Source organism: Marinobacter sp. MBR-99 (genome assembly GCF_040547575.1).
Taxonomy (GTDB): Bacteria; Pseudomonadota; Gammaproteobacteria; order Pseudomonadales; family Oleiphilaceae; genus Marinobacter.
The window spans coordinates 105,364-130,365 of sequence record NZ_JBEPPY010000013.1 but is presented as its reverse complement, the minus strand read 5'-3'; the positions used below and the strand labels follow the sequence as shown (position 1 = coordinate 130,365).

The 25,002-nt window shown below is 53.6% G+C and carries 18 protein-coding genes; 4 read left to right on the top strand and 14 right to left on the bottom strand.

The features are described from left to right. Positions 1-84: 84 nt before the first annotated feature. Positions 85-459, top strand: a complete 375-nt coding sequence (locus ABIE59_RS12885) for a DUF7673 family protein (protein ID WP_354447458.1) — start codon at positions 85-87, stop codon at positions 457-459. Between the two features lie 90 nt (positions 460-549). On the opposite strand, the gene ABIE59_RS12880 is transcribed toward ABIE59_RS12885, so the two are convergent. The 14 genes from ABIE59_RS12880 to mobI form a co-directional block, all read right to left on the bottom strand. Next, positions 550-2,646 carry an AAA family ATPase gene (locus ABIE59_RS12880; RefSeq protein ID WP_354447456.1) on the bottom strand — a complete coding sequence of 699 codons (2,097 nt, stop codon included), beginning with the start codon at positions 2,644-2,646 and terminating at the stop codon, positions 550-552. 10 nt (positions 2,647-2,656) lie between these two features. Further along, the gene (gene brxL, locus ABIE59_RS12875) at positions 2,657-4,705 is read right to left on the bottom strand and encodes a BREX system Lon protease-like protein BrxL (RefSeq protein ID WP_354447454.1); all 2,049 of its coding nucleotides are present in this window, start codon (positions 4,703-4,705) and stop codon (positions 2,657-2,659) included. A 12-nt stretch (positions 4,706-4,717) separates the two neighbouring features. Continuing rightward, positions 4,718-7,216, bottom strand: a complete 2,499-nt coding sequence (gene pglZ, locus ABIE59_RS12870; RefSeq protein ID WP_354447452.1) for a BREX-1 system phosphatase PglZ type A — start codon at positions 7,214-7,216, stop codon at positions 4,718-4,720. Continuing rightward, positions 7,213-7,848, bottom strand: a complete 636-nt coding sequence (locus ABIE59_RS12865) for a retron system putative HNH endonuclease (RefSeq protein ID WP_354447450.1) — start codon at positions 7,846-7,848, stop codon at positions 7,213-7,215. Before ABIE59_RS12865 ends, pglZ begins: the two co-directional genes overlap by 4 nt. Beyond that, positions 7,845-9,125, bottom strand: a complete 1,281-nt coding sequence (locus tag ABIE59_RS12860; RefSeq protein ID WP_354447448.1) for an AAA family ATPase — start codon at positions 9,123-9,125, stop codon at positions 7,845-7,847. Before ABIE59_RS12860 ends, ABIE59_RS12865 begins: the two co-directional genes overlap by 4 nt. 10 nt (positions 9,126-9,135) lie before the next feature. Further along, positions 9,136-12,630 carry a BREX-1 system adenine-specific DNA-methyltransferase PglX gene (gene pglX, locus ABIE59_RS12855; protein WP_354447446.1) on the bottom strand — a complete coding sequence of 1,165 codons (3,495 nt, stop codon included), beginning with the start codon at positions 12,628-12,630 and terminating at the stop codon, positions 9,136-9,138. A gap of 11 nt (positions 12,631-12,641) precedes the next feature. Then, entirely contained in the window at positions 12,642-13,175 is a 534-nt protein-coding gene (locus tag ABIE59_RS12850) for a hypothetical protein (protein WP_354447444.1), read from the bottom strand. 5 nt (positions 13,176-13,180) lie between these two features. Continuing rightward, a complete protein-coding gene (locus tag ABIE59_RS12845; RefSeq protein WP_354447442.1) occupies positions 13,181-14,461 on the bottom strand; it encodes an AAA family ATPase in 1,281 nt (426 codons plus the stop codon). A gap of 8 nt (positions 14,462-14,469) precedes the next feature. After that, on the bottom strand, positions 14,470-16,140 hold the full coding sequence (locus tag ABIE59_RS12840) for an ATP-binding protein (protein ID WP_354447440.1): 1,671 nt from the start codon (positions 16,138-16,140) through the stop codon (positions 14,470-14,472). Positions 16,141-16,180: 40 nt separating this feature from the next. Next, positions 16,181-19,762, bottom strand: coding sequence for a BREX system P-loop protein BrxC (brxC, locus tag ABIE59_RS12835; protein ID WP_104416052.1), 3,582 nt, complete (start codon positions 19,760-19,762; stop codon positions 16,181-16,183). Between the two features lie 43 nt (positions 19,763-19,805). Beyond that, complete coding sequence (locus ABIE59_RS12830; RefSeq protein WP_011784100.1) at positions 19,806-20,396, bottom strand: DUF1788 domain-containing protein; 591 nt, start codon at positions 20,394-20,396, stop codon at positions 19,806-19,808. 17 nt (positions 20,397-20,413) lie between these two features. After that, positions 20,414-21,028 carry a DUF1819 family protein gene (locus ABIE59_RS12825; RefSeq protein WP_022988852.1) on the bottom strand — a complete coding sequence of 205 codons (615 nt, stop codon included), beginning with the start codon at positions 21,026-21,028 and terminating at the stop codon, positions 20,414-20,416. After that, positions 21,025-21,234: a helix-turn-helix domain-containing protein gene (locus ABIE59_RS12820; RefSeq protein WP_008174223.1), complete on the bottom strand. Its 210-nt coding sequence runs from the start codon at positions 21,232-21,234 to the stop codon at positions 21,025-21,027. The genes ABIE59_RS12825 and ABIE59_RS12820 overlap by 4 nt, the downstream gene beginning before the upstream one ends. 249 nt (positions 21,235-21,483) lie before the next feature. After that, positions 21,484-22,074, bottom strand: coding sequence for a conjugative transfer protein MobI(A/C) (gene mobI / locus ABIE59_RS12815; protein WP_227499589.1), 591 nt, complete (start codon positions 22,072-22,074; stop codon positions 21,484-21,486). 749 nt (positions 22,075-22,823) lie between these two features. Here mobI and ABIE59_RS12810 point away from each other — a divergent pair. The 3 genes from ABIE59_RS12810 to ABIE59_RS12800 are packed head-to-tail and all read left to right on the top strand — an operon-like array spanning position 22,824 to position 24,995. After that, entirely contained in the window at positions 22,824-23,024 is a 201-nt protein-coding gene (locus ABIE59_RS12810) for a helix-turn-helix transcriptional regulator (RefSeq protein ID WP_022987609.1), read from the top strand. Positions 23,025-23,035: 11 nt separating this feature from the next. Next, positions 23,036-24,760, top strand: coding sequence for a DUF927 domain-containing protein (locus tag ABIE59_RS12805; protein ID WP_022987608.1), 1,725 nt, complete (start codon positions 23,036-23,038; stop codon positions 24,758-24,760). After that, on the top strand, positions 24,753-24,995 hold the full coding sequence (locus ABIE59_RS12800) for a helix-turn-helix transcriptional regulator (protein WP_023008356.1): 243 nt from the start codon (positions 24,753-24,755) through the stop codon (positions 24,993-24,995). The genes ABIE59_RS12805 and ABIE59_RS12800 overlap by 8 nt, the downstream gene beginning before the upstream one ends. Positions 24,996-25,002: the final 7 nt, after the last annotated feature.

Here is a 25,002-nt window from a genome sequence, read left to right as displayed (position 1 = left end):
GGTTGGTGTCATGACGATTCCTCTTGGGGTTGGTGAGGAATCCAGTTTGGGTAATCTTATAGCTGTGGGGTAGGTGCTGGTTTATTGGCGCTTACTGTCGCCGAACACATGACGGACAAAACATCCATGCTTCCCGAACGCTTTCTATTTTTGTTAGAACAGGAAGAAAAGCGCAGGCAACAGCGGGAGGACGAGGGGCTTCCGGCTCTCACAATACTGCTCGACGCCGCCCAGAGTGGTGGCGGCCAGGCCCGGCATATCCGGCGATTCCTGCTTGGCCTATATAACGCCAGCCACTGGCCATTCGAGTTGAACCGGTTGAGGGCCTTGGATACCGAACTGCAACAGGCAGCCTTGCAGGTTCTGGCGCTGGATTGGAATGGCCGGGAAGTTCACACCTATGTGCCGGGTGGTGATGAGTTGTTTCAGGCTTGGTGGGAACAGGAGTCGAAAGCGTGATTGGCTTGCTGGACTATACTGATCAAAACCTACCCAGCCTCCTACCGGGTGTCGTGCGCCCAATGTGCCAGTCGGATGTGTGGAGGAGCTTCACTGGACCTCCTGCAGAATCCGATCACATTCAGAGATGACATACTCCGGAATTGTATCAAACCTTGCAGGATCAAGCTGGCAAATAAACTCATTCTCAATATGATATGTTTCATTGATAAACTTCTGAACAACAGAATTCTCAATATCCAGATCTAACAGGCGAAAAATCTGAAGTTTTTCATACCCATTTTCGGAAGCTCTATAAAGCGAATTCAGCGCATTGACATCAGTAACTCGATTCAAAATGTCAGAGTATGAAAATCCGTTCAGAAAGCCCGATATTTCATTGCATCCATTGGAGAACTTGGCAGGCGCCATTTCCGGATAATTGTTATCTTCCCCTATGGGTTCTCTGGTATCAATTGCACGCTCTCTCTTGTGCAGAATATTGGAGAGTACTTGATAAGCATCTCCCTTGTCGTCAGAAATTTCAAAATGACGTCTCATGTAAATCAGCTTGATAACATCATCCTTGTCAGAGGCGAGAGCATTCTTGCAAATCTGGGAAAAGGTTTGCATATCCTCTTTTCTGATTACATATTCAATTAACTGGCCAGCTTCAAGCCTCAGAAACGATGCCGAAGTCTGATTGCTGAACTTATGCGCAAGAGACTTAATGGTATCGATAATTGGCTCCACATCATGTGTAAGCATCAAAACTGTTTTATTCTTCAAGCATGAATCAGCTTTTCGACGGAAAAGCATTTCGAGAATGGCATACTTTTTGTTCTTGTCAAATGAAGAAATTGGGTCATCCAGAATGATCAAGTCCGGTTTTCTTGACAGACACTCATACATGAAAAGAACGATGGCAAAAGCATTTCTTTCACCAAAACTGAGGTGTTGGCTTCCGCCGCTGAGATATTCCTCGTGATCGGCATGTCTCAGTTTCAGTTGTGACTGTTCGCCTTCACCTACTATCTCAACCTTATATCGGTAACCTGCGTATGAGAGAAAATTGTTAATGTCGATCTGATGCCGTTCGACCGTTCTCTTCATCTCGCTTCGTTGCTGACTGATCTTTCCCTGAAGTTGGCCGGCCTGTGCAATTACTTCGTCGATAGAGTCGTTAATCGGAGTGATGGCTTCCAGCATCCTTTCTGAATTAAGCTCCGAGAAAAAAGCCAGGTCCAGTTTATAGGCAGGGAGTTTTTCAGAAACTTTTTCACCGTCTTTAAATTGGAACGCAGAAAGTGTTCTAAGATTTTCTAGCTTCTCAGTGAAATTATCGATTTGACTCTTTACCGAAGCAAGAAATGCTTCGTGTTCTTTTTCAAGCCCGTCCTTCAGCTCTGTAATTGCCTTCAGTTTACCCTTCGCCTCTTTAGAAAAGAAGTCGCCCAACTTTTCGATCACACCGATTATGGCGATCAGGTTCTTAATCGTATTTTTATCATATTCTTCGCCAACCTTCTTGATCTGATCCTTCTTTTCAGCTACATGTGAGGTGCAAAATGGACAACTATCAGATAGTTCCGAAAATTCGTACCCCTTTGTTTGCCAGTCAATCCAGTTAACACTGTTTTCGCTTTGAATGAACGGTGTATAAGACTCAAGGCCAGAGGGAACATGTTGAATTTTGTTGCCTGAAGATAGTCCTTTCATTCCTGTCGAAGATTTGGACAAGCCGGATTTGGTCAACTTGAAAGCATTTCCCATTTCCTTGAGGGTAGTTATCAAGGTTTCCAATTCTTGATTTCCGGAAAATAGTTGTTTGATATCTTGGATAAAACTTTCAATTTCCTGCTCTTTCTGTTTGTAGGCATCTGTTCTAATCAATATATCAAAGCTGTTGCTGAGCAATTCATCAGTTTTGAACACAAACTGACTGACGTACTCCTCGTTGAAGCACATGACAGTATTGATGCTTTCTGTGCCGGTAACTTCAGGTGTTATTCCATCTGGATTGGATTTTCTAAGCTTAAATGGGATGAGTTCATTTAAATTTGAGCCTTCAGTCGTACCGAGGATAATTGCCCGAGCAATTGAGCTTTTTCCGGTTCCGTTTGGTGCGAACTTTATGTTCAGCGTATTTTCAGAAAGAACCAAACTAGCCCAATCAATGTTATTGCAATTTTTAATCTCGATATTCATTTCGCGCTCCCTAAACTTTAATAAACGTCACCTCAAAGGCCTTGCTCGACCGAAACTGCTGCAACCGGTTGGCAAACGCGAAGGCTTCATTCATCTCGTAGTGCTGGAAGATGTCCAACCCCCGATCCAGCGATATCTTCCAGCCGTGGTCCGTAACGATATGACGGGCGTGAATGGTGCCGCTTTCGTCAAACGCCCAGGTGAAGTCGATGCCCACGGTGCGAGCGGATTCCTGGATTTTTTCAAAACTCTCGTCTTGCAGGTCACCCTTGAACTCGTCCCTGACGGTGACGAGGTGAACCTCCACTTCATCTTCTTCGGCCTTGTTCTTCACGATGGCTTCGAGAAACTCCATGAAATTGCGGATCTGGTAGAAAAGCCGGATGTAGGGGTCTGTGACGGTGATCTTGCTGGCTCCTTTCAGGTATGCGCCAAACAAGCCGTCGAATGAGATGCCCTTCTGATTTTCCTGGAAGGTCAGGTGCTTTTCTTCCAGTACTGGCTCGGGGGCATTCAGCTCTTCTGGCTCGACACCTTTAACGTCCGCTGTTGGCTCGGGTTCTACTCCCTCGTCATCAGGAGTCGAGACCGTCTGGTGGTAGTAGCCTGGGTACTCTTCCTCCTCAAGTGTCGTGACCAGTATTTCCTGGCCTTGTTGATCCTGATAGGAAAAGCGTACTTCGCCGTAGGTGGTATCAATCCGCTGTAACTGGTCCTTGACCCGCTTGCGCCCCTCAATGGCAAAGCGCAGCACTTCTTCAACCTCTTCCCTGGTCGCTCCCCCCTGGGGGAACAGGATCTTCATCAAGCCGGAAAAGGTCTTGTTAATACCGTCCCGATCACGGGTCGAGATATCCGAAGAAAGGGTAAAGTGCTCCTTATACTGGTCGGAGTAATCGTAGTTCCGCATCGAGCGCAGGATTTCTGCAAGGTAGTCCACCACGAAGCCATAGCCGTCGGAGAACATCTCGCCCCGGATGATGTCGACCTCCCATCCCGGAATATAGAAGTGGATCCGGTCCAGAAAGGCAGAATCGTAGAACTTGTCCGGCAGTTCATCGAACAGGTCTGAATGCTTCAGCATGTAAGGAACAGTGTGCCGGGTGTTCCCCACGAACACCATGGACGCCTCGGCGCCCAGGGTTTCCACGCCACGGGAGAAGGACTTGTTGGCCATGTAGTTCTTCATGATGTCGACCAGGGCCTTGTCGACTCGCTTCTGTTTACCGGCGAATTCGTCAAAGGCCACGCAATCCCAGTAGCCCACCAGGCCGATTTTGCCGCTGGAGTTATTCACAAACAGCTTGGGTACGGTGACTTCACCACCGGAAACCAGGATCCCATGGGGCGAGAATTCGGAGTAAACGTGGGATTTACCCGTCCCCTTGGGGCCAAGTTCGATAAGGTTGTAGTTCCGCTCGCAGAACGGAATCAATCGGACCAGTTGCGTCAGCTTGCTGCGCCGTCCGAACATCTCCGGGTTAAAGCCGATACTCTGGATCAGCAGGTCAATCCACTCATCGGTGCTGAACTGCTGCCGCGCGGCAACGTAGGCGTCGTAGTCGAAGTGCGATAGCTGAATCGGCTTGAGGGTGGACAGAATCCAGGGGCTGACGTTCTGGTCTTCAGAAAATACGTATTCGATGTCCGCAATGCACCATACGCCGCTTACCAGCAGTTTGGGGTGGGCCTTGACGGTCCCAGAATCCACCAATACCTTCTTGATTCCCAGGTTGGAAAACTGCGCCTCGTAGGCATCCGTCTTCTCATTCAGGGCCACACTGATCTTGTCGATAACCTTGTAGCGCCCCTTTTCCTTGATATTCGAGCGCACCAGTCCGGCCTCGTTCCGGTGGACATAGTGCTTGGCCAGAATCTCCTTGACCGTTTCAATCCCTGTTTTAATCGTGGCCTCGTCGTTAGTGGCGCAGTATTGGCCGAGCAGATACTCCAGCACGTATGAGGGAACGATGGCGTTGCCCTTGACCGTTTTCACCAGGTCTTTGCGCACCACCAACCCGGGGAAGTGTTCGTTGATCTTTTGGTCAAGCGTACTCATTGGCTATAACCCTCAGAAATCAAAATCGCTGGTAAAGGACCGCCGCATCAAATACCTGAGCGACTTGTATTCCTTGTAGTGGGAGGTGCCGGCGTGCTGTTCTTCCAGCTTCAGGAAAACCTCCTGGCCGTTGGCCTCGTCCGCCTTGCGGCTGAGCACAAAGCGCACCTGAAGCTCCCGCTCGCGGGGGTTCTCCGAGGTCAGGTCAAACGACAGTTCGTGACTGTCCGAAATCAACTCCCCTGACTGGGTATAAATCCCAGCCCGCAGGTGGCGAGGCTGTACTTTCTCGGTAACCGGTCCGGACTGATACAAGGTGACGGCCAGTTGGCCGGAAGTGATCACCGAGCTGGCCCCACGCAGGATGTCCACCTCAACGGCGCTGACATCACTCTGGCGCTTCTTGTTAACCTTCAGGACTGGAATCACAACCTCCTGAAGGGATGCGCCGCCATGCACAAAGCGGCTGCCAGAGCCTTTAAGACGCAGCCGGTTGATGGACTTGGGAATCTGCACTTCCATATCGCCATCCAGCCCAAGCTGCTCAGACGAGAAGTGATGGAAGGCCGGAGAGGCGGACAGCCCCTTACCCAGCACGAACCGACGGTCCCGGTAGCGAATATCATCGCCAGAAACGGCATCGCCCAGGAAATCACTCTCATCCAGCTCACGGTTCTGGTAAATAAAGCCATGGTCAGCGGTGATCAGCAGGTTATTGGCGTTGGCCGCCGTGAGCTTCTTGATCAGTCGAATCAGGTCATCCAGGGTTTGTTCTGCGGCTTCAAAGGCCTGCCCCTCTGAATGCATCTTGTCGCCGGTGTGATCGATGCGGTTGTGGTAGATGTACAGCACATCATTACCCTTGAGCAGCTCACGGCTGTCTTCCCGGTTGAGCTGCATAAAATCCTCCGCCTTGACGGCCTGGCCCCGACCATCCAAGGCGGCCTGCAGGATTTTGGTACGGTTGACCGTGCCCTGTGAGCTTTGGCCATCCACCAGTACCGTACCGGTATCGTTGTCGGCGATTGCCAGGGACTTGTTGGGCAGTAGCGCCGCCATACCGAGCTGGGTATAGCTGGGAAGGGTCGAGAGTGCCGGTTCAAGCTCCGCGCTGTAGCGATCTTCCTGCCGGATAAGGCCCAGCAGCTCATCACCAATCTCATAGCGCATGGCGTCGGAAATGATCACGCAGATCCGTTTGTCCTTGCACAGGTACGGGCGAACCCAGTGCTCGAAAAAGGCTGTTTGCTGAACGACCGGATAGGCCTCCCAGCGCGGCGCGGCATCCACGTGAACCTGGAAGCCGTCGCCCAGCTTGAGCAGGTAGTTGTTGGAATACAAATTCTCCACCTGCTCACTGAGATCGCCCATTAACGATGCCTGGCCGGACATGCGCACATGGTAGGTAAATTTGCGGTAGAGCTGATCCAACTGGAACCAGGAACGGCTGTATCGCTGAACGCCGTCGGAGAGGCTGTCCATGGTGAGACGAGCCTCACCGAGCATCTGGACAAAACGGGCCGCAAACTCAATGGCTTCATACAGGTGGCGGAACTCCCCGTACCAGTGGCCCTGGCGCCGCTGCCGTACCCACAATGCCACATCGCCACTAGTGACCGTGCGGCCTACCACCGCCCGCACCAGGTCACTGATAATCTTCTGGTCGATTAGCCGGAAGTAATCCAGCTCAACCAGGTCCCGGAAGTCCCGCTTACCCAGATCCTGCTCAATGCCCAGCACCTCGGCACACTCGGCAGACAGGGTTTCAAACCCCTGCTCGAACTGCCGGCTGTCTTTCCAGCGCTTGAGGAACACCAGGGCGTCGCCGGTCAGTTTGACATCGCCATCGGTACCCATGGCGTAGCAGGACTTGAACAGCTCGATCACGAAATCGCGCAGGCTGGGTTCACTGGCCTCGTAGCCGTAGAAACGGGTCAGTTGCTCCCACAGGAAGCTATCCAAGCCGCACCGTTCGATCAGCCTGATGCCATCATCGCGCTCTTCCGCCAGTTGCTGCAGCAGGGTTTCCACCACCGAGTCCATACGGGGCTCGCTACCGGCACACACGGCCAGCATCTTCAGGCGCAGCTGGCCGGCGGTGTCATCCGGCTTCAGCAACTTCTTCAGTGCCTCCTTGCGCTTGATCGCCTGAAAGAACTCCGTATGGGCCTGAGCTATCTCGGCGAACTCCAGGCCCAACTCCAACTCGGACAGCCAGATGGCCACCTGGTCGGTCCGGAACTCGCCGTGGGCCAGCTGTACGTCCAGCAACCAGTTGTCCAGATCCTCTGGTTGCGGCCCCTTCTTGTACAGCAAGAATTTCTGTTCCGGTGCCTCCCGCAGGATGCGATATTTCAGACTGTACTCGTTGTTGGCGATTTCCAGCTTCTCCACGTGCGGGATGGAAACCGTCTCGAAATCACCGCGCAGCTCCTGCTTGCTGTCATACCAGAACACGACCCGGTGCCGCTCGAATAATTTTTTTAACGCCTGGGAAATTCGGTTACTCATGCGGCTGCGTAGTCTCCAAACAAATATTTGATAGTGGTCCAGAACTCACTGAAACGGCCGTCTGCTCCCATGGTTAAATAGCCCGACACGAACCTGCTCAGCTCGTCATGAGTCAAACTATCATCGAGGAAAGGCTCAATTGCGCCAGCCCTCAACTCATTCAGCTTGGGCAGGTTCAGACCCAGCCTGGTAATGGTTTCACGGGCCGCCCGGTCGTTACTGTCAGCAGGTTTAATCCAACCATCACCTTCAAAACCAAACCGGTGCTCACAACTCGCATCCAGCGGAGATATCAACAGCTCAGGATCAAACCAGTCGCCTTTGAGGTTACCGCAGTGACGGGGCTCCCCCTTTCTGATCTGGTTTTGGCAAGAACACAAAAAATTGCCGTAATCCAACGGATCCACTGCCGGGTCACTCTGGGGCCGGAAGTGTTCTATGTGGGAATCACCCTCGGTTAACCGGCGTTCACAATAGCAGCAGATATAGCCCTGCTCTTGCATCAACGCTCCCTTAACCGAAGCTTTTGTGTCACCGCTAAGGTCGTCATAGGTGGGCTGCCAGTCTTCATTGGCCAGAGCCCTCCATTGCGTATAAGCTTCAGGTTCGTGGCGTTTCTCCACATACTTCATCGGCCAATCAGCTCCTTGCGTTTGATCAGCACCTTGGCTTTTACCAGTTCCGGATCTTCGCCAATGTCTCGTTCCAATGCAGCAATGCCTTCTCTGGCAGTATCAAGCTCGCCATCATTGATTTGCCCGTAAATAGCTCGAAGAGCATCTTCCACTTGGTTCGGGCGTGTGGTCTCAAGGCCCATCAGATCTTCAAGCACCCTGTCCACCGTCTTCCCGTAGGACTCATTCGGGCGAACAATCTCCAATTCCCCGGCATCTGTCATGTTCATAAGGAACAGATTCTCCGGTTTCACATGGGTAATTACATGCGGTGAATGAGTGGAGATAAAAAACTGACAGTTCGGGAAAACCGCCCTCAAACTGGGCACCACCAAGCGCTGCCATTTCGGATGCAGGTGCAGATCAATTTCATCGATCATCACAATGCCATCTCCCAGCAGCGGATCTTCTCGCTCCGGGTTGGCTATGGCCATGCGCCTGGCAAGGTCGCCAACCATGGCCATCAAGCATTTTTCGCCATCGGAAAGCTGGTTTACTGTGAGTCGCTGGCCTTTCTTCGTTACCTCCATCCGCAGCGGTTGGCGCCTTACGGTCAGGTTTTGGAAGTCCGGCATGAAAATCTCAAGAGCCCGTCGCACCGCCGTTAGCTGCGAATCCGGGAACTCGAAATCGTCCGGCTTGATCAGATCATCTATGTATTTGCGGTTCTCGTTCTCAAGGTCTTCACGCTCCCGGAACCATTCAAAGAAAGTACGGAAGTTGGCGCCACTAGTTAGCGACTCCTCGTAAGCAGAAAGAAGCCCGAACTGATGCTTTTCTCGGATACGCAGTGGAATATCCAACACAGCGCGATTCACCGGGTAGTAAGCAAACAAGGGGATGTTTACCTTCCCGTTGTGCTCGGTGATGCCGGCCTGAATACCCTTGGCCGTTTGGGATGCAGAAATCAGAACAGAGGCCAGGTCCTTTTTGCTGTACCCCTTACGCACCTTCGCCAAGTTCCAGCCGAAGGAAGTACCCTCATCACATAGCTGAATAGCCAGATTGGCGGAGGATTCACCATTCCTGATATCGGATTCGGCAATCGGACGCCCAGACGCACCCGCATGCTTAATCCGATTCGCCAGCCAGGACAGCATGATGGCCGAGGCATCCAGAATGCTGGATTTACCCGTGCCATTCATGCCGACAAACACATTAAGCTTGTCATCCAGATCCAGCGGTAGATCTTGAGCGCCACGAAAGCGCTGCAAGGTTAGTTTGTTGATATGCATGCCTGTGCTCCTAGCCAGAGAGGCCGGTAATCTTCTTTAAAGCTTCGCCGAATTTCGGATAATTGGCCTTCACCCCGTCATCGAGATCGATTTCCACCTGTTCGGTAGCCAGGGGATAAAGTACATCCCGCTCGTAGTCATCCAACTCGGCTAGGATTTTGTTGATCTTCTCGATCTCTTTCAGGGCCTTGGTCTTATCACCCTGGGAGGCCCCGGCGCTGATACTGACGGCCTCCAGATGGTTCTTCCGGGCTTGCAGCTTTTCATCTTTGAAATCGCGCAGATACTCCAGCACCGTGCCTACGGTGTGAGGCTGGTAGCGGTGCATGTAGATCAGCGCGTTGAATGAGCCCTTGGGTGAGGAGAACAGCCAGTAAATGGGACGTTTCTTGTAACGACGCACGTGGTCGTTGTAGAAGTCCTTCAGGAAGTACTTGCGGATGTCCTTACCCAGCGCCTGCTCGACAAAGCGGAGGTTTTCGTCATAGTGTTCTTCGCCAAAGGCGATGCGCAGGAATTCACGGAAGCGCTCAGTGATGTCGTCGGTAAACCAGTCGCCATCGAGCATAGGGATGACATTGTCATCGTCTGCCGGGAAGCTCGGCTCCGGAACCCGCTCCAGGTAGTCCTCAATGGTCTCTCCCTGGTTGGCCAGGATCAGCCCCGGTTTGTCCAGCGCATAGCGGCCAAACATGCATCCCACGGCGTAAGAGACCAGATCCCGCATAGTGTCGGCCAGAAGCAGCGCCTCCAACTCTTCCTCACTTTTGTTGCTGCCGTAGCGGTAGTGGGGGTTGCAGGTCAGAGTGATCTCATCCAGTGGCACCTCGGGGGTCAGCTCATCCTGCAAGCCATAGGCGTCGATGAAGATACGGTTGTTTTCTTCCTCTAACCGCTGCGTCTCCAGCGTCATCTCCCGCCAGTGGGCGCGAACATTGGAATATGTTTTAGCTAAATTTGTATCGAAAAATCTCCCATCCAAGAGTGAAATCGACCCTCCAGGGAAAAGAATCGAGGTTTCGTTATAGTCGAAGTCATCTTTTGCTATTTTTATCGCGGAATCGGCAATGGACTTGTCGTAGCTGACTTGGCTAGCAGATGGTAATTTACCAACAACGCCACAACTGAAGTTCATTGTTGGATTTAAAAGTTGTAGCAGATAGCTTGATAGTTTTGAGTTGAAAAACCCCAAGAGCTTAAATTTGAGCGAATCCTTTTCGAAATAGATGCAGTTTGAAGCGGTATCTAAGATGTACCCATGAGGGAAATATCTTGAAGAAAAGGCTCCTGAGGCGACGAGAGTCCATGAAAAGTGTGGTTTGAAAAAATATTGTGGGCTACGGACTGCAGAACGAGCGAAATTTCTAATCTCATGGCCTCGGTTTTCCCATAAGACGACGTGGCATTGGTTCCCATACCACTTCTTATATTCTCCGCCTTTGTCCATGGGACACCACTTGTAACCTCCCTCTGCAAATATGTCTTCAGAGTTACAATTGCTTCCTATGGAAGCAGTTCCTATTTCATACCAAAAGCGAATAAATCTTTCCCCGTCACCAACCGACATGCCGAATTTAGGTATGGCCACGTCTTCAACGGCGGCGTCATCAAATGCCGCCCGAACATTATCATTGACCCAATAGGAAATCGGGCTCCCAGGAATCCTTTTAAAATCAATTGCCGAGGCATGATAGAGCCAACCGCAATCAGGATTCATAACCGCTTCTCGGATGGCGGCGTCTTTCTCAGCTTCAGAATTACCAGCAACCAACCTTAAATAGCCGCCCTTGTAATCCAGCCGATTTGAGTTCTCCAATACAAAAGCAGTGGTTGAAACCACTTCACCGCCGATACTGTCAAATGCCCTCGCACCGAGGTGAGCCATGGATAACAGTGTGTTCTGTCCCAGAACCCGCGCACGCAGTGCCTCGAAAGATGACAAGAACATCCAGCTCTGCATGGTAATCATCGCAACCGCTCCATGCTTCTGAGCAAGGTCGAGGTTACGCTCTATGAACATGGCAAACAGATCAGACTTGCTGTTCGGGTAATTGTCCTTTACCCATGCGGCCAGTCGCCCATTCATACCCTTGCCACCCATATACGGTGGGTTGGCAATCACCACATGGTATTTCGGGCTCAGGTAATCGGCCTGCCGCAGGGCTTGGAGCACCTTGTGGTGAGTCATGCTGATAAACAACTGGTTGGAGACGTTTTTTGGCTCAAGAATCCTGAGCATGTCGTCTACGTCGGTGACATCGGGGCAGATCAGCGAGCCGAAGTTATCGGCCTCTTCGAACTGACGAAGGGTATTTTGCAGCGGCGCAGTAAATAGGTCGTACCCGACAAACTCCATGTATTCCTTCAGTTCGCCTTCGTCGAAACGCACACTCTCCAGCACACAAATATTGGGCTGCACCGGCTTCCGGAAGAATCGGCGCTGCTTTGACCGTGCCTTCATAGTTAAGGCAAAAGCGGCCAGTTCCCCGGCGCGTTCGTCGATCTCGATGCCGTAGAGGTTGTGGGTGAGAATCTTCTCTGGAATCTCGGCAGGCTCGTAACCTTCCTCTTCGTAAATGGCATACAGCAGATCGAATGCATACGTCAGCATATGGCCGGAGCCGCAGGCCGGGTCACAGATCTTGATCTCTTCCGGGCTATTGATCCGCAGGAAGTCAGTCTCAGGCTCTTCCGGCTTAATGTAGTAATCCATCCGTTCAATCAGGCCTGAGTCTGGCCGGTTGAGCATCCAGAGACGGCCCAGCGAGTTTTCCACCAGATACCGAACAATCCAGTGCGGCGTGAACAGCTGGGTCGCCGCCGGGATATTTTCGGGAGTAACCTTCTTGTTTTTCTTAAGATCAGCGAATACTTGGTCTTTCTTCTCGGAGATATAGAACTGATACAGCCAGCCGATAACCTCGACATCTTCACAAGTATCCGGCGTCATGGCTTCGCGGGTATAGGCCAGGATCGAGTTGCCTGAAAGCAGGTCATCCGGCATCAACAGCTCGGTGTAGTCGTCAATGCGTTCGAACAGGAACGGCATCGCGCTGTACCAATAGTTACATGCGGCTACGACCAGCAGGCGATAGGCTTCCCCCTGCGGGTCCTGGCTGGGTGTCTTTCCGTCCAGCAGTGTGAAGATCTTCTGGCGGGTTGACTCCGACACCATTTCTTCATCGATATGACCCATTTTGGCATCAGCCAGGATCTCGGGCTGGAACTGCCCCTCAGCAGGGGAAACAATGCCAATGCGGTTGTAACGATTCACGTCCATAAAACGCAGAGCGCAGAAGCGGTTGAACCAGATATAGGCCACCCGCTCAATAACCTGTTCTTTGCTCTGCTCGGCTATCGCTTCTTCCAGTTTTTTAATCGCCTGCGGCCTTTCTCGCCGGGCGGGACTCTCGTCGGCGAGTACCAGTTTGAGCTTGGCTGTAACCTGTTCGAGGAGGCTGCGGCGAGCGAATTGGGCGAATTTTTTTAGCTTTCCAGTTTCCACGATTACTATCCTCAAACTTGTGCATCGGCTATGCGTGATACAGGCCAATGTGGAAATGTTTTATTCCAGGTATCAACCGATAATACGACACAATCAGATATGTGCTTTCGTTTCCACGCCTCAAACGATTCACAGCGAATGTCTGCCATCAGCCGGTCTTTGAATCCAGACAAGACTGCTTTTTGTTTCTCTGAGTCGAAGGCATCCAGGCCTATCAGGACAATGTATTTGAAAGGCTTTTCATCTTTTTCCATCAGATGAAGATAAAGGTAAGAATCTCGAGCCTTTGGAGTTAGCTCTTGTGTCAAGATAGAGTTGTCCGCAAGGCTTTTGAGATATTGATTTCTGTTCTCATCCGGGCTTTTTGAGTGCGAAGGATCTTTTATTTCAATAAGGAGGATGTCCCGCTCACGCTCGATTACAAGATCAACAAACTTCATGCGAACAGGAAGTTTAACGCCCTGCCTATCCAGCTCGTTCCATTCAAGCCCTTCCGGGAAATTGAACTCAAGATCAGCATTTTTCTCTGCTTTGTAAGCTGCCATTCAAACTACCCCAAAGCCCTTTTTACATCTGCGTCATAGAGTTCAGCAAAAGCATTTGAAATAGCAGACTTGCTAACCCCGTCGTATTCATCAGTTGTTTCAATATAAACTTCGCCAACACCCTCTTTGCGGTATAAAGAGTGATAGCGCACGTGATCCCCCGCCCCTTTATCAGAAAGCAGGTCCAGCCATTTCAATAAGACATAGTCATGCGTTCCGATAATGACTTGCTGACCGTTTCGAGAAAGCTCCAAGAGTACCTGCACGAGCTGCTTCATCAGCTTGGGGTTCATATTGGATTCCGGTTCGTCCCAGAACAGGGGGCCACTGGAACCAGGAGACAGCACGCCGTTACTCAACAACCTGTGCAGAATACCAATCTTTCTGAAGCCTTCCGCTGTCATGCTGCTGGAGTACTGACGACCGCTTTCTGCGACGAACTCCGTCACTGTGGAGTCCTGATACGCTTGGGCGGACTTGGAATTGGTTCGTTTAGGAGAGGGCTTTTCCCGATATTCACCTGGCTGGAAACAGAAGCCACCGTTTTCCCACTGGTAGCGCCCACCAATCAGGCTGACCAATTGCGGAACGATCGAACTCAGCCTCGGATCTTGGTTGATTCGCACGTCCAGGTCTTCATCACTGGATTTGGTCAGGGCCTTGGCAAGATCGACGTAGCCATCATCGAATATCAGCTCAACCGTCTTCTGATCGTGTGTTTCGTCGGCCATACCTTTGACCAGAGAGAGCACTTCTTTGGTTGGGATGAACACTGGCTCAGCCCGGTACTTGGCGTAGCTTTGCGAATCCTTGATTGAAAGCTCAGAGGAGTTGTTGAAAAAGATCGCGTTGACCTTCTGCCCCTCTGCAAACTGCGCGGTTAAACTGGCGTGCTCTCTGGCCCCGTGAAGGTGCATCTTCCCGAGCTTGTTATCCAGAGGCATGAACAGGCGCAAAAACTTGGCAGTCAATGCCGCTTCGAGCTCGGCTTTACCGAGATCCGGCTTGCTCTTGAAAAACGATGCGCCGGCACAAAGCCCATAGGCCGCCTTGAGCAAGTGTGTTTTGCCGGTACCGTTTTCGCCAATGATCACGTTGATCTTGGGTGAGAAATCGATGTTCAGATCACCGAATGACGTAAAGTTTTTGAGTTCAAGCTGGTCTATCATCATTACTTCCCGATTGTTCACTATCCCCTGATCCAGCACCCGGTCGGCCACTGCCCTCACTTGCACGCGGAAATACGCGCGGCGCTCGTATCCGCTCGTATTTTTCGTGCGCCGCACGTATTTTATCAGCTTCGCTCATATCGAGTCCCCTTCCCCTGGCCTACCGGGCGTATCACACCCTTGTCTTTCAAGCGGTTGAGCAGCCGAGTGGCTTGGAAAGGGCTGATATGGCACAGATCAGCGGCATCCGCTCGTTTGATGCTGCCGTGGGTATCGATGAAATTCAGTACCATCTGCTCCTGCTGGATGGCATCGAAGCCCGCCTGGCGCACATAGGCGGCCTTTTGCCCCGCTCCCCGGTACACCTTGGCGCTCAGGGTGTAGGTACGGCCTTTGCCGGTGCCGTGGGCTTCCACCATGCCGGCTTCCACCAGTTTCTCCAGGGTGCCCCGGACCACGGTTTCCGGCTTCTGTACCGACTTGGCCAAGTCCGCCGTTCTCAAGCGCCGCTCATTGCGCAGCCGGGACAGGATAATCAGGCTGTCAATGGGCATGGCGGCACCGGTCTGCTCCTCGCGCTCGACGATCATGCGCAGGAACTCGGCGTCCGCGTCCGCTGCGCTCATGCGTACGGAGACAGTGTGAGCGGATGACATGGAGTAGTCGGGGGCGGTACGCCCGTAGCGGAGCATGCCCTCGAAGATCCGGTCGATGCCCCGGCCCGTGCGTTCGGCCAGGCCGATACGCTTGATGATGTCGGCCAGCAAGGGGTTACGGGAGCGGGGGTCGGCCACCAGTAGGTTGTCCAGGTTGACGCCTTCCACAAAACCACCTGGATTGCTGATGCTGAGGCCGTCATCGTCCAGTTTGACGTGCACGGCGCCCAGGGCGCTGTAGTCACGGTGGACCAGGGCGTTCACAAAGGCTTCCCGGAAGGCCCGGCGGTCGAAGTTGGGGATGGGCACGCGAAACAGTCCGACCTGAATCTCCTCTTCTTCCACCCGGGCGCGGAACAGTACCTCGACCTCCTCGAAGGTCTCCAGCAGCGGTTTGCGGTAGAACTCATTGACCAGCACATCGGTACCGCGCAGCACCTGGAATGCTACCTCGTGGGAGGGCAGGTGTTGTCGGAGCTGCATGTCGCTCCCCAGCAGCAGCAGCCCTGCCACGGTGGGGTGACGCTGGCCTCCCACGTTCACGGTCAGCCCCAGGGCGCCGTCCAGCTCATCATCCGCCAGGGGCGTCAGGCTCTGGTCGCCGCCGTATTTCTTGATGGCGTTGCGGATGCGGATCCGCTGAATCGGGTCCAGATCCTCAACCGCCAGGTTTTCCACCGGCAAGGCCGAGGGGTCCGTTACTCCCAGGCTGGACTGGCGCTGAACAAACTCATGGGGGTAGAAGGGCACGGCCTCCGGAGTGCCGTCCATTCTCAGGCGCCGACGTTGCAGCAGGCCATCCGAGGTCGACACCAGCTGCCGGGACTTGGGAACCTGGATCCTGGCAATAGTTTGCCCCTCCAGCTCCAGGGCCTCAACGCGCACGGCCAGCGAGGGAATGGTCTTGTTGGCAATCAGTGCGGGCAGGCCGGCGAGGTTGCGGTGGTTGGCATGCAGCCCAGTTGGGGTGCCATCGTCTTCAACGCCCAGGAACAGGTCGCCGCCCTCGGTGTTGGCCAGGGCCACCACCGCGGCCACCAGATCCCGGTCCGGCAGGCTTTTGACGTCGCTCTTGAACTCGACGGCGAGGCTCTCGCCGCCGCGAATGAGCGTCTGGATTTCCTGTTCGGCTTCGTGCATGGCTATCCCCAACATCGACCGGTTAGACGGTTCGGCACGCTTAGATCTGGACCTTTCGGCCTTGCTGGACTTCAACCAGCAGGGCCTCGCGCAGGGCATTCAGGTACCGGTCCACATCACCCTCGTTGGCCAGCCAGGCCTTGTCGAACGCGACACGGAGGTTGCGAGTGTGAACGTAGTCGGCTGCCGATTCCTTGACCTCGGGAGTCCCCCCGTCACTCTGGTCTTCACTCTGGCTACCTGGGTGCTGATCGGGGTCGTCTGCCGGTGCTGATTTCTGATTGGCCAGCGCCACCATTTTGCCCAGCAGCTTCTGGTAGCCCTCTTCTTCAAAGTACCGGGTCCGGTCCTTGATCACAGCAATCAGGCGCTCCTGTCCGATGTAATCGACCAGATCCCGGAACGGTTTATTGAGCTCATCCTGGCGCGGTTCCGGCAGGGACTGGTATTCGTCCATGCTTTGCATGCGTTCCTGCATGGTCTTCAGGGAGGTTTCTGCCTGAGCTCGGGTTTGCTGCACTTTCTCATCGATGCGCTCCTGCAGGCTATCCAGTTGGCCCTTGAGCTGCTGAATGCGATTCCCCTTGTAGCAGTTAGGGTCGTTCAGGATGGTGCGGATCTGCTCGATCTCGTCCCCGGACACATAGATGAAGTTGGGCTCCTGACTCTGCAGGAAGGACCGAGCCTGGTTGTAGATGTCTTTCTGTGAGCCGCCCATAAGCCTGCGGATGGGATCGATGACATCCTCTTTCAGGTCCAGCAGTTGGTCTTCCTGCTTGCCCAATTCCGTCAGGTGCCAGGTGTAGGGCTTTCCGGCGACCTCTTTCAGCGTCACCAGGGCAGGTTTCAAGGCATTGAGAAACGGGTACTGATCGACCTGCGCTATCCGCCGATCCAGGTCGTGGTACATGTCCTGGAAGGCTTCGCCGGCCTCTTTACCCAGGGCCTTGGCTTCGCTGCTGCGGGGCGGGCTGTCGAAGAAGTCCTCGTAGAACGACTTGAGGGCTCGGACCTGAGAGGCGGTGAACTCAATCTGTGGTTCCAGCACCACGTTGCCGTGGCCGTGAGTGTTACGCAGGGCGCGCTCCAGCTCGCTGTCCTCCAGGATGTTACCGTCGAGACGAACTTCCACCTTGCCACGGGCACAAAGGTTGGCCAGGGTGCAGAGAATCGCGGCGTAATACCAGCCGTAGGGTTTGTGTTCGAACTTTTCCAGCAGGCTCTTGAGGGTGGTGCGGACACCGCCCCGATTGTTGCTCTGAATGAACGCCAGCACTTCCTGCTCGGATTCTGCCAGGGCCGTGGCGTCGTTACCGAAAAGGCCATCGTCTGTACGGTTGAGGCAATTGCTGATGTCGTTTTCCGTGTAGGAAACGCCGCGCAACATGCGGAGGTTGGGGTAAGCCCGTGAAATCAGCTCATGGAAGCCCCGAATAATGCGCGTCTGGGGGTCCTCATTCGCCACTTCCACATCGGCGCCGCCAATGAGCAACTTGGACTTGCCCATGAGGGTCTGAACCTGCTGCCGGAGCCTGGCCTCGCGCTCACGGTTCTGGAAGCCCTTGTCATTCAGGATCCGCTTAACGGCTTCCTGCTGGGTAACGGAAATGTTCTGCTTGATGTACTTCTCGGTGCGCTTGAACATGAGCAGATCGCGCACCAGGCGCTCGTCCGACGGCATGAGCACGAACAGCTCGTCCGCCTTGTAGGTCGAGGCTGTGCGTAGCATTTGCTCGTTGTCAGTATGCTCGTGGAACGGGCTGATGACATTGATCGAGAGCTCGTATTCACGCCCATGCAGACGATCATCCAGTTTGCGCGAATAGGAGTAGTCCTGCCCCTGGTTTTGGGAGGAGCCGGCGTCATAGCGGATTTTGCGCTGTTTTATAACAAAGTCGAAAACGATCTTTTCCAGCTCGTCCGCAACGTCCGATGACTCAACCTCTGTGTTCTTGATCTCCTGCTCGACGTCCTTTTCCTCGTCCGTCAGGTACTCGTACTGGTCGCCGTTGCGCTGTATGTAGGTCTGTTGCTCCAGAAGGCTCAGGGCTTCTTCGACCTTGGTGCGAAGTGCCGGTAGATCCTGATCGAAGGCATCCAGCATCAGCACGCAAAGGTTGCGCACCGTGGGCTTGAATTCCTTGACATATTTGACCAGGAACAGGGCCTTCAGCAGCCGGATAGCGAAGGCATTATCGAGATGGTTCTCGGCCTGAATAATCGCCCGCTGTATTTGTGATTTCAGTGCAGAGCGGATGCCTTCAAACATCAGGTCAAAGGTGGCCAGCTGGCCCACCTCATGGTTGCCGATGTGGATGGCCACCTGCTGGAAAACACCCAGCATGGAGCGCTCACCGACAGAACTGTGTTTACCCTCGAAGGCGTTGTGCTGCGACAGATTCTGGATCGCCGATTGAAACAGCGCGAACTGGTAGGGGACGAAGGGGTAGCTGTGGATGAAGTGGTCCCTGTCCCGGAAGTTCCGGTAGGTGGCCGATCCATCCGCGAAGTCAAACAGGGTTTTGAAGTTGTTTGCCTGCGCGTGATAGACGTCCGACAGCTGATTGACGCCTTCTTCGGTCTTGGTTAGCAGGCGCTTCTGGATGACCTCCGCCACGTCCGCACTGGACAGCTTCATACGGTTATTGAACCGTGCCTGAATTTTCGAGAAATCGTTGCCTTGCTGCTTGCCCATTTCGCCAACCACGTTTTTCATTTCTTCCTGGGCGGTGACGATAATCCAGGCCCGCCCACGACACTTGGTGGCGAGGCTCTCGGCAATGGTTTGCAGGTTGGTCATCAGCTTGGTGTTGTCGGCAATGTACTGGCCAACCTCGTCCACAAAGAAGTTCAGGCGGAACTCTTTGTGGCCACCCTCTTTTGCCTGCTTCTCGATATAGGTGTTCACATTGTCCGCGAAGTCCTCTATCGAAACTCGGTATTCGCTGCGGTACTTGTCCAGAATGCCCGCTGCCGACTGCGGGTCGCCACCGGTCACAGCGGCGTAGGCTTTGGCGATATTCGCGCCTTCCAGGAGGGCCTGCTCCCGGCCTTTCTGCCAGGGGCGGCCGGCGATGGTCTCGTACTCGGCTTTGAATTGTTCGTACAGGCCACGGCCGTCCAGATCGCGCTCAAACTGGGCAATGTGCCCTTGTTTGCCGTAGTAGCCGCACATTTCGTCGAAGACTTTAACGAACACGGCCAGAAGCGCATCGATTTGGGTTTTGCTGATGACATCGGCTTTCTGGTCGATGTTGAACAGAATGCTCTTCGCCGGAATTGAGACAGCTCGCTTCAGGTCGCCCCGGAGAATTTCATTCTCACTGCACTTGGGAAGGAACAGGTCCAGGGTAGTAGCACCGTCCATCTCCCGGTTTTCAAGCAGAAGGGCCAGCATCTTGAGGAGGTGCGACTTACCTGAGCCGAAGAAGCCGGATACCCAGACCCCGTTCGCCCCTTCGTAGTTATTGTAGGCGTCCAGGAACTCTTCGAGGCGTTTCTCGACTTCGTTGGTCAGTACGTATTCTTCAATTTCGAGGCGAAGACTGGCTTCATCGTCGGCTTTGATAACGCCTTCAATGGGGCGGTCAACGGGCTTTAGAAAAATATTCTTCAATGTCATTGTACTTTCCCTTAATGATTACGCCTCGAATCGTATCGTCCGCTCAGGCTTCGTAATGAAAGATGTTGAACGCACGGTAGTACTTGTCGTCATGCAGCCTGCCGAACAGATCCAGCGATGCACCGGTTTCCAGCGAGTGGGTATAGGACCCCGGAAAGAACATCACCGTTGGCTGGTCTTTGGCGGTGCTCTGCAAGTTGTTGAGCACGTTATGGGAGCGTATGTAGGGGAAAACCTCGCCCACCCCTGAGAGAAACAGCACGTCAAACTCAACGGACTGGAGTTTTGCCGCAATAGCGGGCACCAAATGGGCTTCCGGGTCCAGCACTCCCTGTAGCAGTTCTTTCAGCTGATCCTTTGAGACCGTGGGCTCGAGCTCCAACACCTGCTCCCAGATGTCTCTTTCTTTCAAAATATCGACGGCCAGGTCGTACAGATTGATACTCAGGATCCGGATGCCCGCCTGCTCCAGCCGGTTAACCAACTGCCGCTGAAGACGCTCCATCTCGACCGCTTCTTCAGGCCGGTAGGGACAGATGAAGAAAGGCACTTCATTACCCAGTCCCTGTTTGTTCAGGAACCGCTGGCCGGAAACCACGCTAAACAGGTGCTGTAGTCGCTCCTGCATCGGCATTTTGGCAATGTCCTTTTTCAAGCTGACATCCCCCTGATATCGGATTCATAGACTGGGAAGTAGAAAAACTCGTCAGGATTGTTCTGACGCAGCAACTCAACCAGCCTGGGGCTGAGCAGAACTGCGTTTATGGTTTTGTCCTTAGCTAACAACCCTGCCTCCCGCAGCATTCTGAACAGGACCTGCCGCAATTTATCGCGCGTTGAGGCGCTGGCATTATCCAGTTCGTCATGCCATTCCGATTTACGGTTATAGAAGGCATCGAAATCCTCAAAACTGAGATCCAGCTTCATCGCGACAAACCGTTCGTGTAGCACTTCCACCGCAAAGTCCGCGATAAAGCGGTACAGGCGGCACACGGCAACCCACAGAAGGTGAGCCTGGTCCTGGTGGTTTGCCTCGGCCAGGAAAGTCAGTTCGCTTTCGGTCAACGTCTTCAGGCGTGCAATCGCCTCTCTACAGGTGCGCTTTGCCGTGCTTTCTGTTCTGGCCTGTAGCAGGTTGTCATGTAGAGCTTGAGTCCGCACATCTTCCCAGTCACGGAGCGACAGGTACAGCTCGGCCAACTTCACCGATTCGCGGTGATACAGGCTGCCGGACGTGAAGGAGATGCGATACCGGCCTTGGGTCATTCGGAACGCTCACCTTTGCTCGTCTCAGCGGCTCCACCGCCCTTGACCCACTCATCCACTTCGACTTTTTTGAACTTCCAAAATCGCCCCATGCGGTGGGCGGGCATTGCGTGCTTGTCGATCCAGCGGTACACGGTGTCATTGCTGACACCGAGGTGCTTGCCAATTTCGTCTACGGATAACCAGCGATCTTCCATCTCGGCCATGTTTTCGCTTCCTATGGGCGATGGTGTTGCCACCTTATCTGAGGCGGCACGGTCTCATGGGCGGAACAGCCCTACACTACATTGACTGATCAATATATAGAGGTACCACGCTGCATTCAACCGATTTGACCCGGATAGACCAGCAAAGAACGGCATATATAGCCACCTGAAATCTGGGCGATCCCATCAATAGCCCCACGCAATCAACACCTGCGGTGTGAGCGGCATGCCTTTTACCGCCAACAGCCCTCATCCCTCCTCGTTGGAGGGGCTTGAACTCCCGCTGGTCGCCTCCTTCAGTCCACCGAGGTGCTCCTCCAGATTTTTCAGGAGGCGCTCGCTTTTCCGCACGATTCGACAAAGCTCCGCCTGGTTGGCATTGAGCCTTCGCAACATTTCAAAACCGTCCTCAGTTTCCATGATGAGCGGTTTCTCCCAGTCCTGTGCCCGCGTGAAGGCCGGTTTGTGATAGCGGAACCGACCTTCTTTGCGGATGTACTCACTGAAAACTGATCGGCCCTCGCCACTCTTCTTCGGGATAAAGCGGTTGTAGTACCAGGACAATTCCAGTTTTCTTTTTCTGAGTCGAACGCGGCAGCCGAAGTGCCCGGGATAGCCGGGTGTCTTGTCGGTACGATGAGCCATGTTGTGGGACCAGAAGTGATCACAGAGCCGCTGCGCCAGATAGCGGTACCTTGCTTGCTCCACGTCCGCTTGCTGGTGAATCGCCGTCAGAAACTGACGGCATTGCGTTATGGCGGCTTTGATACCACGTTGGTGGTTCACATTTTGGGCTCGGCTGACCGCCTCCCACTCTTCGCAGATTTCCTGGTGAGTCATTCGTTTGCTCATGGCTGGCTCCTCGCTATGGATTTGCCAACAATCGTAATCCGTCGAGTGCTTTGAGCTGCCATGTGCTTTTGTCCTTTTTGGACACAAAGGCGGGGGCGGAGGCAGATTCCTTCCTCCAAGCCATGGGACCTTTCCAATTCCTGTCCACGTGACTACCTGATTTGGGACTTTGCCGCTGCGCTCCCACGCGCCATGAAATAGCTCGCATGGGCTGAAGGATCCGCGCTCCATTATTTATTTGGGACCCTGGCCTCCCACCTCAGTGAAAACACCGGTATCCGGTGGCTTGATGGAACCGGACTGACTGTCGTCGCTACGACAATTCCCGCTACTTCCTCGGGGCACTTACAAAGGGCTTGGAAGAGACCTTTTGGAGCCCCGTTGTGATATGGACATGCCCCGTAAAATAACAGGGCCTCGAAAAGGCTCTTTAAGAGGCTGTTTTGATCACGTCCAGCATTGACTTTCACATGTGAAAGTCAATGCGCATTACCGCTTCACAAAATGATGCCGTGATGGTGGCGGGTAACAGCGATTGCTTACATTTCGCCAGATTTTGCTCGTAAACCGATGAGGCTCCCATGAAAATCGCCTTAATGACAGAAGTTAACCTTTAATTTCATCTAGTTATAATTTTTTTCTCTTTGCGCCCAAAATGGCCAATTTCACGGTTCTGGTCCTGACTCCTGATTACTAATAATCACTCCTGCCGTTAATCAACGAACCAGGAGTAGATAATGAAACACATGTTTTCTAGCGAGACCAACGAGCGCTTGCTCACATACGAAGAAGTGTGCGCCGTCACTCAGCTATCGCAAGCCACGCTACGTCGATACGTCCGATCAGGTCGCTTCCCCGCCCCCATCAAGCCAAACCCGCAAGGTCGAGCCGTCAGGTTTCGGATCCAGGATGTTAGAAACTGGCTGGATCGGTTGTGACGGAGGGGCAAATGAAATTTCAATTGAGAGACTCTGGCCTGTACTGCTTCAGCTCTGATGAATGGCAAAGAGTTGGTGGATGGATTGAGGTTATTGCCAGAACCCGACTCTCCAACAAGAAGCACGGTCACGGTGCGCTGCTGCAGTGGAAAAATATGGACAACGTCCTGCTCCGCGAGGTGGTGTATGCGCGCAACCTGAACGGCGATAACGCCCGACAGATACGGGAGCTGCTCGTGGACAGCGGCTATCCGCTGGAGCCTGGCAATATCAGTTGGGCACGACTACAACGCTACCTGCTTGAGGAAATGGCAAAGGCGCCGCCGGCCACAACCGTCGACCGTACAGGTTGGCACGGCCCCATCTTCGCGACGAGTAGCTGGACGGCAGGTCAGGCGGATGAGCAGCACTACTTCGTCGGGCAGCTATCAACCTCCCCTCTACTTCAGGAAAACGGTTCTCTCCAGGATTGGCAAGCTCAAGTGGGGAAGCTGTGTGAGGGCAACCCGCTGGCGATGTTCAGCATTGGGGTAGCCCTTGCGGCACCACTGCTGAAGCATGCGGAGATTGAAAATGGGGCTTTTCACTTCGGCGGCAATAGCTCCAGCGGTAAAACGACACTACTGCAGGCGGCCGCGAGCGTGTGTGGTGCACCAACGTTTGTGCGGAACTGGGTATCGACTGCCAATGGCTTGGCAGCCGTGGCTGCTGAGCACAATGACATGTTGCTGGCATTGGATGAAATTGGCCTGGCGCGCCCGGAAGATGTCGATGTAGCGACGTATCATATAATGACCGGTGCCAGTAAGTTGCGTGCGAATATATCAGGGGACCTTACTGCACAAACGCACTGGCGAACTCTGGCTTTAAGTACCGGTGAGGTATGGCTATCGGAAGTATTTCAGGAAATAGGCAAGTCGGTTAAAGCCGGCCAAGAAACCCGACTTGTCGAGATTCCGATTTTTGGGAGGTTTGGAGCCTTTGACAAGTTGCATGGATTCAACAGTGCCCAAGAGTTCGTGGACACGTTGAAAAGCCGTACCGGGCACTACCACGGCACACTGTTCCGGCACTGGCTCGAGCGTCTTACAGAAGATGTGAATGACCTACCCAGCTACATCCAGAATGAGGTTGCCCGGTTGACGGAGCAATGGAAGACCCCTCATATGGCTTCGCAAGTCGTCCGAGTGATCAGGCGGTTCGCACTGATCACCGCTGCACTATGCCTGGCATGTCGGAACTATCTCCTCCCCTGGACGGAAGCGGAGTCGGTTCGAGCAGTACACCAAGTCGTTGGAGCCTGGCTTCGGAGCCGGGGTCACATCTTCAATTCGGAGGAGTACCGCCTGTTGGCCCGCCTTCGCGATGCTATTTACAAATGGAATCACCGTCTCGTTGACATAGAGCGGGGGGATTACGGAAGAGCAATTGGTCTGCGACGCAAAGTGGCCGGTGAGACGCAGTGGCTGATACCCAAAAATACTCTTATCAAGGAGCTTGGCCTTCGAAGTCGATACACCCGGGAAATTGAGCCGCTGATCCAGAGAGATTTCCTGGAAACCAATGAACAGAGCCGTGGCACCATGAAAATCAAGCTACGGGATCGATCGGAGCGTTTTTTCGCCCTGTGGCCTGATCGCATCAAGGCGTATTGGGAAGCGCTACCGGATGGAGATGGACTTTCCCAGTTTCCCACTTATCCCAGTGTTGATTCGGAGGTAACGGAGAATGAGTAACAAGACCTTCAGTCCGCCTTCGGAGGAGGTGCGCGCCAAGCTGCTGGCTCGTTCTGGACAGTGTGAGCGGCTGGTTCGGGAGTCGGACCGTCGAGCGATTACAGCCGTCAGCCGGACGCAGTGGTGGACCTTGGAACGAAAGCGAGTGGCTCCGGCACGACTCAAGCTGGGATGCAACTCAGTGGCCTGGCGCCTGTCGGATCTGTTGGCCTGGATTGAGCAACAAGGGGCCTGATCTGGCC